Here is an 11,745-nt window from a genome sequence, read left to right as displayed (position 1 = left end):
AACACTTTACATATGTATCATTGCGGACTATACTGTACTTGTACCAAGGAAAGGTACTTACAAGAGCTTATATACAGGCTGGTACTACAGAAAACTGGATAGATACGGAAGCGATATAATAAAAGAACGGATTCCGTGCACTGGTCAGCGAGTAGGTGGACACCTGTAAAGGCTGTGAGAATCCCGGAAGAAGAAAACTGATGAAACTTATAAGTGCGAGAAACGTACGAGAGTTAAGGAAATCAGGAAACGGGTAGAATCCGTGATTCACGTATATAGAAAAAGGAGAACGCAAAGGAAAAGGCGTTCTCTTTTTTTGCGTGTGCACATATACTTTCGTAGGTGATGTGAATGAAACGAAGTCTTTGTATCCTGCTGTGTCTGCTGCTGCAGCTGATGAGTGTCCATGCAGAGAGCTATGTGGTGTTGAGTGGTGCGGACAATACGATTGTAGAAGAAAAAAACAAGGATGAGAAGCAGAGCGTGGCATCTATTTCCAAAATCATGACCGCTGTGATTGCAATCGAGCATGGACAATTGGATGAATCCTTTGCGGTTGATGATGAAATCAATAAGGCCTATGGAAGCAGTGTCTATCTGAAGCAGGGACAGCAGGTAACCATGCGGGATCTGCTGTATGGACTCATGCTGAGAAGCGGTAATGATGCAGCGGTGGAAATTGCAAAGCATGTTGCCGGCTCTCAGGAAGCCTTTGTTGAGCTGATGAATCACAAGGCGGCAGAAATCGGGATGAGCAATACGACGTTTTCCAATCCCAGCGGTCTGGATGAGGAGGATGGGGGTAATATTTCAACAGCCAATGATATGGCGGTACTGATGAGCTATGCGATGAAAAACAAAGAATTTCGGACTATTACCGGTAGCAAATATTATACGACTGACTGGAATATGCGCTGGAAAAACAAGAATCGCCTGCTGTTTGACTATCCCTTTACCGTCGGCGGGAAAACCGGCTTCACCAAAAAGGCCGGCCGGACACTGGTGAGTGCCGCAGAGCATGACGGTGTGGAAAGCATTGTGGTGACGCTGCGGGAGGGGGATGATTTCGCCTTTCATGAACAAAAGCACACCGAGGTGTTTCAGAAGATGGATGTGGTAACGATCATGCGCAAGGGTGACTATACGGTAAACGGTAGGAAATTCCATGTCCCGGAAACGCTGAAGGTGACGCTGCATAAGGATGGCAGTGACAAGCTGCGCGTTAAAACACACTATGACCATAAGGATTTTGTTGTTGAGGTTCAGAAAAATGACGATGTAAATGTATACAGCTTCGCAAGCAAAAAGGTAAGGGGAGGAGGTCTGTTTTCGTGAATATCATCTGGCTGCTCATCGTGCTGGTCACGATTCTCTACTGTCTGATGACCGGTAATGTCGGTATCATCAATGATGTTTTTCTCAATGTCGGCAAGGAAACCCTCGACTTTGTGATTCCGCTGCTGTGTGTGACCTGCTTCTGGAACGGAATTCTTTACATCGCACGAGACGCCGGGATCATTCATGGACTGGAACGGCTGTTTCATCCTTTGTTGAAGCGGCTGTTTCCGGATTTGAAGGATGATGAGGAAACACTGGGCTATGTGGCAACGAATGTGGTCGTCAATATGGTGGGGCTGGGCTCTGCAGCAACGCCGGTTGGTTTGCAGGCGATGAAGGGCATGCAGCGGCAGAATCCGGACAAGGATACGGCCTCTCGCTCCATGATTACCTTTCTCGTTTTGAATACGGCTGGTGTTACGCTGCTGTCCACGACACTGATTGCCCTGCGGGCCTCCTTCCACTCCCTGCATGTGACCGGTTTTATGCCCTATGCCATTGTATCGACGCTGTTTGCCTCTGTTGTCGGCCTGAGCATTGACCGCTGGTGGAATTACCGTGATTAACACAGACTATATTCTACCAATCCTTGTACTGGTCATCGTCGCCGTCGCACTGCTTCGTCGTATCAATGCGTACCATTCCTTTACCGAGGGTGTCAAGGATGGGATGAAGCTGTTTCTGGATATTTATCCCGCGTTGCTTGCCATGATGTGTGCAATCGCGCTTTTGCGGCAGAGTGGACTGATGGATATATTGTGCAGTGCACTGGCTGCCCATATTGCGAATATCCCTAAGGAAATCTGGCCGATGGTGATCTTTCGTCCGATTTCCGGAAGCGCCTCGTTGGCGGTGCTGGTCGATATCTTTCAGGTATGCGGTGTTGATTCGCTGGCCGGCAATATGGCAAGCATCATCCAGGGCTCTACCGATACGACCGTTTATGTGATCACCCTGTACTTTTCCAGTGTGGGAATTCGCAGGATCAAGAATGCGCTGGCCATTGGGCTGCTGGCGGATGTGGCCGGGATTTCCATGGCCATCCTGCTGGCACTGTATGTGTTTGCGTGAAATAGATAATAAATAACAGGAGGAATGAAAATGGCAGATATGAACGATGTGAAAAACAGATTAAAGAATATGCTGGCAGTGAATGAGGAAAAGGCGGCGGTAGCTGCGGAAAAAAGCGATCATGTTGTCTGTGTGTTTCGTCTGGACAGCTTTGATGATGTAGAGGCTGTGGGGGAGGCTTTGAAAAAGAATTTCCTGGTGCTGCTGGATATCACCGCATGTGATGAGGAGTGCGCACGCAGAATCCGCGACTTCATGAAGGGGGTTGCCTATCCGATGCAGGTATGGATTCAGGAGATGAGCGAGAACATTCTGGTATATCTGCCGGACGGCTATCAGATTCAGGAATTCCAGAATTAGTCGATTTTGCTTTTCAAAGCGCAGCATTTCATGTACAATACCCATGTGAGGTGTATAGTATATGGAACGATTACAGAAAGTGATTGCGGCAGCCGGAATCACATCAAGAAGAAAAGCTGAGGTTCTGATCAGCGAGGGAAGAGTCGCTGTGAATGGAGAAACCATAACAGAACTTGGATATAAGGTAAAGCGCGGAGATCTCATTGAGGTGGATGGCAAGGCGATTGAAAAGGAAGATAAGGTTTATTTTCTGATGAACAAGCCGAAGCGCACCATGTGTACCAGCGATGACGAATTCGGAAGACAGACCGTGGTGGATCTGGTGGACTGCAGGCAGCGTATCTTTACCGTGGGGCGTCTGGATTACGATACCAGCGGGGTGATTATTCTGACCAATGACGGGGACTTCGCAAATGAGATCATTCATCCGCGATATCACATTCCCAAGGTGTACAATCTGACGATCAATGGCATATTGACGCCGGAGGATATGAAGAAAATAAAAGCAGGTATCGTGCTGGATGACGGCATCAAGACCCTGCCTGCAAAGTATCGCATGACGGAAAAGGATACAGAGAAAAATCAGTGCAGCTTTGATTTAACGATCGTTGAGGGCAGAAACCGGCAGATCAAGCGCATGATGGAGGCACTGGGCTATGAGGTGCGCCGTCTGCACCGCAGCAGGCTTGCTTTCTTGCACTGCAGTGATTTGCGGCAGGGAGAATACCGTGTGCTGAAGCCCTTTGAGGTGAAGCAGCTGCGCAGTCTTGCTCAAAAGGGAGAAATGAAGCAGCGCTAGCAATCGCTGTTGGCTTTTTTGACAGGTGCAGCTATAACAGATGCCATAAGGATATGCAGGCAGATATGAAAAGCCTGAACGTGAGCATGAGAAAAGAGGAACGAATCAGGCAAAGGATGTCGGATTCGTTTTTTGTGCTGTTTCCACATGTGTGCTTACGTTTCTGAAATGTTTTTTTTGTTGAAGAAACACAGAAAATGATGTATGATTAACGCGGTGATTTTATGCAGCAATATTTTGTAAATACACTGGCGATGCCAGGAGAATTGATACCGATGACAAAGGAACAGACACATCACATCCGCCGCGTTATGCGTATGCAGCAGGGGGATGTGATTCGTGTTGCCGACAACAGCGGCCGCGTACTGCTGGCGGAAGTGGAATATCATCAGGAGGAAGCAGCGGCACGAGTGGTAAGGGAAGTGCGTGATTGCTCCCAAACAAGTGTAGAGCTGATTCTTGCACAGGGGATGATCAAGGGGGAGAAATGGGACTATCTGCTGCAGAAAAGTGCAGAGCTGGGGGTGGCGGAAATCATTCCGTTTGTATCCAGCCGCTGTGTTGTAAAAATCAAGGATGAGAAATCGGAAAAGAAAATTGTACGATGGAATAAAATTTTATGTGAGGCCTGTGAGCAGTGCAAGCGATCGACGCTGGTGCGTCTGCAGCCGCCCTGCACATTCTCACAGCTGTCGCAGATCGATGCCGACCTGCGGCTGATAGCCTATGAGGATGCCGATTGCAAAAGCGAGCGCCTGTGTGAGGTGCTGCGTGCACATCCATCCCCAAAGCGTGTTTTGATGGTGGTCGGCAGTGAGGGCGGCTTTTCGGCGGATGAGGTTGAAGCGCTGACTGCAACCGGCTTTCACCGCGTATCTTTAGGCGGACGGATACTGCGTGCGGAAACAGCGGCAATCTCGCTGCTGAATTCCATTGAGTTTTACTACGATATGGCAGGTGAAAAAGATGAAGACGATATATGATCGGCTGAATAAGGTGTATGATAAGACACTTCTGGATCAAAAGGATATCCGGAAGCATTACCGTACCATCTGCGACCTGCTGGAGGAATATCAGATTCCCCATGACGGGAAAAGCGATGATGCTGTGATACAGAATGAAATCGTCTATGAATCCCTGCTCGTAAAACGGCAGTTCGAGGATGTTTTTTTTGATACCTATGTAAAAATGTTCGATTACTGGTATGATCTGAATTATCTGGAGCGTAAGGCACAGATGAATGTGGATGTGGAACGCTTCGTGAAAGAGCTCCGGCATTTTGAGGCGGATGGTGAAACGATTTATATGCCTGCCTTTGCGCCGGGCTTTAATCATCTTTATCATACGGAAATCGTGCTGCTGGATTTGAAGCAGTATCATAAATTCATCCGGGAGTGCGCAAAGGAAGTGCAGTACAGGCGCTATGGTGCCAAGCCGTTTCAGTATGGCTTTTCCAGCTGTGAGCTGCTGGCGGAGGCGGATGAGGGCTATGTCGTCTTCCATCCAATCCTGCATCGCTGGTATCTGTATGATGCAGGCGGATTAAAGCGCAGCGTATCCGTGGATATGAAGCAGGAACTGCAGGAGGACTGGAAGCAGGAAATCGCACTGCTTCTGTTAAAGGAGCAGCACGAAGCACTCGTTGCGTTTTTGAACGAGCATGCACTAATCAAAAAACGATTGGGCAGAAAGCTGGAAAAGCTGCTGGAGAAGCAAAAGAGAAAGCAGGAAAAGAAGGCAGACAAGGAGTGACGACATGACGACATTTGCAATAGCCACACTGGGCTGCAAGGTAAATACATATGAATCACAGGGTTATGAGAGTGCCCTGCTGGAAAAGGGCTATGAACAGGTATCCTTTAAAGAAAAAGCGGATGTCTATATCATCAACACCTGTGCCGTGACCAATACGGCCGGCAGTAAATCCCGTCAGAAAATTCATGCGGCCATCGCTTTGAATCCGGAGGCGCTGATTGCCGTTGTCGGCTGCTATGCACAGACGGCAAGCGAACAGCTGGAGCAGGATGCCAATATTGATATTCTGCTGGGAAGTGATGGAAAAAGCAGACTGGCGGATATGATTGAGGAGGGTCTTCGAAAGAAGCGTCCGCAGAAGCTCATTCATGATGTCCGCAAGGTCAATGTGTTTGAGGCGCTTCCGATTCATCGCTTCGAGCATCAGACACGGGCTTTTTTGAAAATACAGGACGGCTGCAATCAGTTTTGCAGCTATTGTATCATACCGTTTGCACGCGGAGCGGAGCGCTCGTTGCCGGAGGATGAGGTACTTGCCATCGCACGAAGTCTGAGCGAAAGCGGCCATCGGGAAATCGTGCTGAGCGGCATCCATACCGGACGCTACGGCAATGGCATCAACAGCAGTCTGTGCCAGCTGATGAAGCGCATGGTGAAGGAAATTCCCAAGCTGCAAAGAATTCGTATCTCCTCGATTGAAATGAATGAAATCACGGATGAGCTGCTGGAATTTATAAAGGGGGAAGAAAAAATCGCCCGGCATCTGCATATTCCCGTGCAGTCTGCCAATACTACGGTATTGAAGAATATGAATCGTCCCTATACGATAGCATGGTTTATGGAACGGGTGGACTATATCCGCTCCCTTATTCCGGATATTTCCATATCCAGCGATGTCATTACCGGGTTTCCGCAGGAAAGTGAAGAGCAGTTTCAGGATACCCTGGATAATATCGCTCGCATGCGCCTAAGCTTTCTGCATGTGTTCCCGTATTCCCGCCGTGATCATACAGCGGCTGCGCAGATGAGCGGTCATCTGGAAAATAAAATAAAGAAAGAACGCGCATCAAGACTTGCGAATCTTTCCAAACAGTTATATACTGCTTATAAACAGAATTTCATTGGAAAGGAAGTTTCTGTCATTTTTGAGAAGGAAAAAGATGGAAAACTGATCGGACACAGCAGTGAATACCTGGAGGTCGCAGCAGCGGCTCCGCTTGCCTGGCTGCATACGATGCATACCGTACGCATCACGGCACTGGACGGGGATTTGCTGGTTGGCTGTCCGCTAAAGGAGGAGTCTTATGAAGCTGTCTCAAATGTTTGAAAATGCCCCGGAGATTGAAATTGCGGGGCTGTGCATCGATTCCCGCTGCGCCAAGGCGAATGATATGTATTTCTGCATGGAGGGCATGGTGCATGACGGGCATGAATTTATTGATGATGTCATTGAAAAGGGTGTAAAATGCATCGTGCATTCCAAGCCGGTGGACGATATGAAAAAAGGGGTAGCCTATATTCAGGTGGAAAATGTCAATCGCACACTGAATCGGGTGGCGTCCATGTTTTATGGGCATCCAAGCCGTAAAATGAAGGTGTTCGGTGTTACCGGAACAAACGGGAAGAGCACCATCACCAGCATTATTCGGGATGTATATTCCCATTTTGCGCCCTGTGGCTATATTGGGACGATATCCATCAGCTATGGAGAGGTGACTCTGCCGCCGTCTTTGACAACGCCGGATGCTGTACTGATTCATAAAACGATGAAGGATATGGTGGAGCATGGCATGCAGGCGGTTGCTTTGGAGGTCAGCTCGCACGGTCTGGAGCTGGGACGTGTGCAGAGCGTGGATTTTGATGTCGCTGTGTTCAGTAACCTGACCTATGACCATCTGGATTTTCACGGTACGATCGAGCATTACTTCGAAGCGAAGAAAAAGCTGTTCACCAATCTGAAAAAAGAGGGCGTTGCTGTGTTGAATGCGGATGATGCCTATGTGGATCAGCTGGCGGATGCGACCGAGGCCAGTGTTGTTACCTATGGCATTGACAATCACGCGACCTATCAGGCGGAAAATATCCGGATTGAGAAAACGGGATCACGGTTTACCCTGGTTCATGGAACAGAGCGCTATGAGGTTTCAACCAATCTGGTTGCCCTGTATAACATATACAACCTGCTGGGTGCTGTGGCCGCCATGGCGGAAAGCGGTATTCCGATTGAACAGCAGCTGCCCTATCTCCATGATATCCGGCAGATTGAAGGGCGTATGGAACGTATTGACGAGGGACAGCTGTTTAATGTCATCGTCGATTTTGCCCATACTCCGGACGGTATGGAAAAGGTTTTTGAATATGCGAAGGATATCACAGAGGACGGACACAGCATTATTGCCGTGTTTGGCTCTGCCGGCAAGCGGGATACAAAGAAGCGCAGGGTCTTCGGCGAAATCGCGAGCCGTTATTGCGACAGCATCATTCTGACGGAGGATGATCCCCGGGATGAGGATCCGCGGGATATCGCAAATGAAATCAAAAGCGGTATCAGCGATACGAATAATATTTTCATCGCGGATCGTTATGCCGCCATACGGCAGGCCATCGAGAGTGCCAATGTGAAGGATACCGTCCTGATTCTCGGCAAGGGGGATGAGGTATTCATGTATCGGGAGTTCGGACGTGAGCCGTGGATGGGGGATCACAATGTCGCTCGTCACTGCATCCGCAAATACAGTCTCGGACTGGAGGATGATGAAAAATAAGGTTGTAAAATAAGTATAAAAAAATTTTCTGTATGAATTTATAGAAAATGAACATATTTATGTTGCATTTTCATATGTTTTTCAGTATAATAATATTGCTTGCATCAGAAGGGAGGGTAAATCATGCCGAAAGTAGTACTTAAAGAAAACGAAGTTCTTGATGATGCTTTACGTAGATTCAAACGTCAAGTATCAAGAAATGGAACCCTTGCTGAAGCTCGCAAAAGAGAGTTTTACGTAAAACCTGGCGTTCGTCGTAAATTAAAGTCAGAAGCTGCGCGTAAAGCACGTCGTGGAAAATAGAAGAGGCCGATAGGCTTCTTTTTTTATACTTCCGCTTATGCATGGTGAATAGGCTTACCAAGGGAGCTGCTTTGTACAGGGGCTGTGGTGCGTGTATAGAGGAGCCGGCCAAAAGCTGGCGTGGTAAAAAAAGAAATTGAAAAAAGCTGCTGTGCAGGGGGTTGTGCAAACGAGTCAATCTGCTATAATCAGCATGAAGATGAGATACACCATGAACATGGGGAGGTATACTATGCAAATCATCGAAATAGAGCGTCTCAGCCGCGATTATGGAGAGGGGAGGGGAATCTTCGATATTTCCTTTTCCATCGCTGAGGGAGAGGTTTTCGGCTTCCTGGGGCCGAATGGGGCAGGAAAGACAACGACCATCCGTCATCTGCTTGGATTCCTGAAGGCAAAACAGGGTTCAGCGAAAATTCTTGGGATGGACTGCTGGAAGCAATCCGATGCCATTACCAGACAGCTTGGCTATATACCGGGAGAAATCAATCTCCTGAATGAAATGAGCGGTGAGGAATTTCTGCGCTTTATGGCACGTTACCGGAACATGCAGGACAGCGGACGGACACAGGAGCTGCTGGAGCGCTTTGAGCTGCGGCCAACCGGGGCCATACGTCGCATGTCCAAGGGAATGAAGCAGAAGCTGGGAATCGTAGCGGCTTTTATGCATGATCCCAAGGTGCTGATTCTGGATGAGCCGACCAGCGGACTGGATCCGCTGATGCAAAATGCCTTTGTCGAGCTGATTCAGGAGGAAAAGCAGAGAGGAAAGACAATCCTGATGTCTTCCCATATGTTTGAGGAAGTGGAAAAAACCTGTGATCGCATCGGCATCATCCGGCAGGGACATATGGCGGCAATCGAGGATACTGTCATCTTGCAGAAGAATAAAACGAAGACATACATTCTCACCTTTGCCGATTCCTCGCAGACACAGCGTTTTTTGCAGGAGCGACTGCAGATGAAGCAAATCAGTGAGCTGTGTGTGCATGTATATGTCCGAGAGGATCTCAAGGTGCTTCTGCAGCTGCTGCCGGCCTATGAGCTGCGCGATCTCAATGTCGCAACACAGAGTCTGGAGGATATCTTTTTGCAGTATTACGGAGAGAAGGGAGAAGCACATGAATAAGACACTGTTTCGTATGGAGTGGAAATCGGCATGGAAGCTGCTGCTGATTTTCATTTTGATTCTAGCGATGTATTTCAGTATTATGCTAACGATGTTTGATCCGGAGCTGGGCTCTGCGCTGGCGCAGTTTGAGAAGCTTATGCCGGAAATGATGGCAGCGGTTGGCATGAGCGGCACAGCAGCTACTCTGGTGGATTTCTTCTCAACCTATCTGTATGGCATGATCATGATTATGTTCCCGTTTTTGTTTTCTGTTATTCTCTCCCTGCGACTGCTTGTCAAAAAGGTGGATAACGGAAGTATGACCTATCTGCTGAGCTGTGGTGAAAAGCGAAGCCGTGTCTGGATGACTCAGCTGGCTGTGCTGCTGAGTGCGCTGTTTCTTCTAATTGCCTTCTGTACGCTTATGGGTATTGTTTGTAGTATACTCATGTTTCCGGGCGATTTGGATATTGCAGCCTTTCTGCGGCTGAATCTGGGATGCCTGCTGCTACAGACAGCATTGGCGTCCATCAGCTTTCTCGCTTCTTCCGCCTTGAATGAATATCGGCATGCCGCTTTGATCGGTGCCGGAACTGGTGTTGTATTCATCATGATACAGATGCTCGCCAATATGAAGGGAAATCTTGAAAAGCTGCAGTATGCGACGATTATGACGCTGTTTGACACACAGGGGCTGATTGCCAATGAAGCACAGGCATGGGCACGTCTGGGTGTGCTGCTTCTGATCGCTAGCAGCTGTCTGCTCATCGCCCGGCGAAGCTTTATGCAAAGAGATCTTTCCTTATAGTTGTCTGCGGCTGCTTTGAGGCATTTCCTGTATGTGCAGGACTGCCTCTTTTTTGTCTGCACTGTACATGCTTTATACATGAGCAGAAGCCCCTCTCAAAACAGCTTGTGTTCATAAAATAGAACTCCGTGATAATGAAAACTTTACATGAAAGTGCATTCATGCGGGTGAAAAACAACATTTTATTTACTTTTAACAAAATTATAACATTTCCTGTTTATCTTTTCTTTATAATGGAAACGAAGGAGGATAGCATTCACAGGCATAAAACCTCACGCACAAACGTATTTTGTATAGAGGTGAGAGTATGCTTTCCATAGATAAGAATCAGGTCATGATTGAACATTACCGGGAACTGACCCTGGTGAGCGAAACGAGAATACAGGTGACGATGAAATCCTACCGTATCACGATAGACGGGGAGCAGCTGCATGTGCTGGCACTGGGAAAGGATGAGATCCTGCTGGAGGGCAGTGTGCAGAATCTGGCGTTCGCATATGAAAAATAGAAAGGGTTTCGGTCTTGATCAATGGAAAGTGCAGGCCTCTTGCGATGAGTTTTTATGGATTACAAAGAAAAATCAGCTGGAACTATACGATATTACTCTACATCGAAACTATATTCAGTTCTACGCATCCATTCTGCAGCGCCCGAAAATCTACCGCTGCTTTGAAACATGTGATCTGATCACAACCACCGGTATGCTGGGATATGCACTGCGCAGCCTGAAAAAGCCCTATCGCATTGCGGCAATTCTGCTTTCTATCCTGCTGTGGTACGGTCTTTCGTCCATGGTATTTGAAATACAAATCAAGGGAGAAAAGGATGAAAGCCGGAAGCTGATTGCGGATACCCTGAAAAAGATGGAGGTTGTACCACCTTTTAAAAGCAGGGATGTCTCACAGCTGAAGACACAGCTGAAAAAGAATCTGGAAAATGATATCGCCTGGCTGGAAATTGAGAAACAGGGCAGCCGGTATCTGATTACCTATACGCCAAAGGAATTTGCCTCCTTATCCCAGCTGGGACATGAGGAGCTGATTGCACAGGAGGACGGTATGATTGAGCGCTTTGATATACAGCATGGAAACAAGCTGCACAAGGTCAATGAATTTGTGCATAAAGGTGATGTGCTGGTCAGCAATGTGCTGGAGGATTCCAAGGGCGGCAAGCAGGAGGTATATGTCAAGGGACGTGTCTTTGCCTATGTCTGGAAGGATATCACCGTGACGATGGACAAGACAAGGGAACCGAAGGCCCTTCAGTATTTTCAGCTGCTGTTTGATGCCAGACGCAAGGTGAGCGAGGACTTTCACAAGGACGATCGCATTTACAAGGAAAATATTTTGCAATTCTCTACAGATATGGGTAAAATAAAGATGGTGATTCATTACACACTGATCAAGGACATCACCACACCATAACGATAAGGAGC

Annotated in this window: 14 protein-coding genes; all 14 read left to right on the top strand. The window is 47.8% G+C overall.

Annotated features, from left to right (window positions below; genetic code table 11):
• The first annotated feature begins 351 nt into the window (after positions 1-351).
• The 14 genes from ACG3M1_RS12965 (at position 352) to ACG3M1_RS12900 (ending at position 11,734) form a co-directional block, all read left to right on the top strand.
• A complete protein-coding gene (locus ACG3M1_RS12965) occupies positions 352-1,335 on the top strand; it encodes a D-alanyl-D-alanine carboxypeptidase family protein (protein ID WP_008817185.1) in 984 nt (327 codons plus the stop codon).
• Complete coding sequence (locus ACG3M1_RS12960; protein WP_008817186.1) at positions 1,332-1,904, top strand: hypothetical protein; 573 nt, start codon at positions 1,332-1,334, stop codon at positions 1,902-1,904. Before ACG3M1_RS12965 ends, ACG3M1_RS12960 begins: the two co-directional genes overlap by 4 nt.
• A complete protein-coding gene (locus ACG3M1_RS12955) occupies positions 1,897-2,409 on the top strand; it encodes a spore maturation protein (RefSeq protein WP_008817187.1) in 513 nt (170 codons plus the stop codon). Before ACG3M1_RS12960 ends, ACG3M1_RS12955 begins: the two co-directional genes overlap by 8 nt.
• A gap of 30 nt (positions 2,410-2,439) precedes the next feature.
• Positions 2,440-2,769, top strand: a complete 330-nt coding sequence (locus ACG3M1_RS12950) for a cell division protein SepF (protein ID WP_002609172.1) — start codon at positions 2,440-2,442, stop codon at positions 2,767-2,769.
• Between the two features lie 61 nt (positions 2,770-2,830).
• The gene (locus ACG3M1_RS12945; RefSeq protein WP_002609171.1) at positions 2,831-3,568 is read left to right on the top strand and encodes a pseudouridine synthase; all 738 of its coding nucleotides are present in this window, start codon (positions 2,831-2,833) and stop codon (positions 3,566-3,568) included.
• A 224-nt stretch (positions 3,569-3,792) separates the two neighbouring features.
• Entirely contained in the window at positions 3,793-4,551 is a 759-nt protein-coding gene (locus tag ACG3M1_RS12940) for a 16S rRNA (uracil(1498)-N(3))-methyltransferase (RefSeq protein ID WP_009587399.1), read from the top strand.
• A complete protein-coding gene (locus ACG3M1_RS12935; protein ID WP_008817189.1) occupies positions 4,535-5,320 on the top strand; it encodes a hypothetical protein in 786 nt (261 codons plus the stop codon). Before ACG3M1_RS12940 ends, ACG3M1_RS12935 begins: the two co-directional genes overlap by 17 nt.
• 4 nt (positions 5,321-5,324) lie before the next feature.
• Positions 5,325-6,650 (top strand): tRNA (N(6)-L-threonylcarbamoyladenosine(37)-C(2))-methylthiotransferase MtaB, encoded by a 1,326-nt coding sequence (gene mtaB / locus ACG3M1_RS12930; protein ID WP_008817190.1) that lies wholly within the window; start codon positions 5,325-5,327, stop codon positions 6,648-6,650.
• Positions 6,628-8,088 (top strand): UDP-N-acetylmuramoyl-L-alanyl-D-glutamate--2,6-diaminopimelate ligase, encoded by a 1,461-nt coding sequence (locus ACG3M1_RS12925; protein ID WP_009270385.1) that lies wholly within the window; start codon positions 6,628-6,630, stop codon positions 8,086-8,088. Before mtaB ends, ACG3M1_RS12925 begins: the two co-directional genes overlap by 23 nt.
• Before the next feature lie 123 nt (positions 8,089-8,211).
• A complete protein-coding gene (gene rpsU, locus ACG3M1_RS12920; protein WP_002609166.1) occupies positions 8,212-8,391 on the top strand; it encodes a 30S ribosomal protein S21 in 180 nt (59 codons plus the stop codon).
• 232 nt (positions 8,392-8,623) lie between these two features.
• On the top strand, positions 8,624-9,520 hold the full coding sequence (locus tag ACG3M1_RS12915; RefSeq protein WP_009270386.1) for an ABC transporter ATP-binding protein: 897 nt from the start codon (positions 8,624-8,626) through the stop codon (positions 9,518-9,520).
• Positions 9,513-10,310, top strand: a complete 798-nt coding sequence (locus tag ACG3M1_RS12910) for an ABC transporter permease subunit (RefSeq protein WP_009270387.1) — start codon at positions 9,513-9,515, stop codon at positions 10,308-10,310. The genes ACG3M1_RS12915 and ACG3M1_RS12910 overlap by 8 nt, the downstream gene beginning before the upstream one ends.
• A 307-nt stretch (positions 10,311-10,617) precedes the next feature.
• Positions 10,618-10,818, top strand: coding sequence for a YabP/YqfC family sporulation protein (locus ACG3M1_RS12905; RefSeq protein ID WP_002609163.1), 201 nt, complete (start codon positions 10,618-10,620; stop codon positions 10,816-10,818).
• Positions 10,808-11,734, top strand: coding sequence for a sporulation protein YqfD (locus ACG3M1_RS12900; protein ID WP_008817193.1), 927 nt, complete (start codon positions 10,808-10,810; stop codon positions 11,732-11,734). The genes ACG3M1_RS12905 and ACG3M1_RS12900 overlap by 11 nt, the downstream gene beginning before the upstream one ends.
• The last annotated feature ends 11 nt before the right edge of the window (positions 11,735-11,745 follow it).

The organism is Clostridium sp. 10cd*, assembly GCF_044336395.1.
GTDB lineage: Bacteria > Bacillota_I > Bacilli_A > Erysipelotrichales > Erysipelotrichaceae > Clostridium_AQ > Clostridium_AQ innocuum.
Note: the sequence above shows the minus strand (reverse complement) of the source record. Positions and strands in the feature narration are given on the sequence as shown.

Excerpts from the sequence above, each read along its gene's own strand:
- ACG3M1_RS12965 (WP_008817185.1), top strand. The coding sequence starts at position 352 with ATGAAACGAAGTCTTTGTATCCTGCTGTGTCTGCTGCTGCAGCTGATG.
- ACG3M1_RS12950 (WP_002609172.1), top strand. The coding sequence starts at position 2,440 with ATGGCAGATATGAACGATGTGAAAAACAGATTAAAGAATATGCTGGCA.
- ACG3M1_RS12945 (WP_002609171.1), top strand. The coding sequence starts at position 2,831 with ATGGAACGATTACAGAAAGTGATTGCGGCAGCCGGAATCACATCAAGA.
- ACG3M1_RS12940 (WP_009587399.1), top strand. The coding sequence starts at position 3,793 with ATGCAGCAATATTTTGTAAATACACTGGCGATGCCAGGAGAATTGATA.
- ACG3M1_RS12935 (WP_008817189.1), top strand. The coding sequence starts at position 4,535 with ATGAAGACGATATATGATCGGCTGAATAAGGTGTATGATAAGACACTT.
- mtaB (WP_008817190.1), top strand. The coding sequence starts at position 5,325 with ATGACGACATTTGCAATAGCCACACTGGGCTGCAAGGTAAATACATAT.
- ACG3M1_RS12925 (WP_009270385.1), top strand. The coding sequence starts at position 6,628 with ATGAAGCTGTCTCAAATGTTTGAAAATGCCCCGGAGATTGAAATTGCG.
- rpsU (WP_002609166.1), top strand. The coding sequence starts at position 8,212 with ATGCCGAAAGTAGTACTTAAAGAAAACGAAGTTCTTGATGATGCTTTA.
- ACG3M1_RS12915 (WP_009270386.1), top strand. The coding sequence starts at position 8,624 with ATGCAAATCATCGAAATAGAGCGTCTCAGCCGCGATTATGGAGAGGGG.
- ACG3M1_RS12910 (WP_009270387.1), top strand. The coding sequence starts at position 9,513 with ATGAATAAGACACTGTTTCGTATGGAGTGGAAATCGGCATGGAAGCTG.
- ACG3M1_RS12905 (WP_002609163.1), top strand. The coding sequence starts at position 10,618 with ATGCTTTCCATAGATAAGAATCAGGTCATGATTGAACATTACCGGGAA.
- ACG3M1_RS12900 (WP_008817193.1), top strand. The coding sequence starts at position 10,808 with ATGAAAAATAGAAAGGGTTTCGGTCTTGATCAATGGAAAGTGCAGGCC.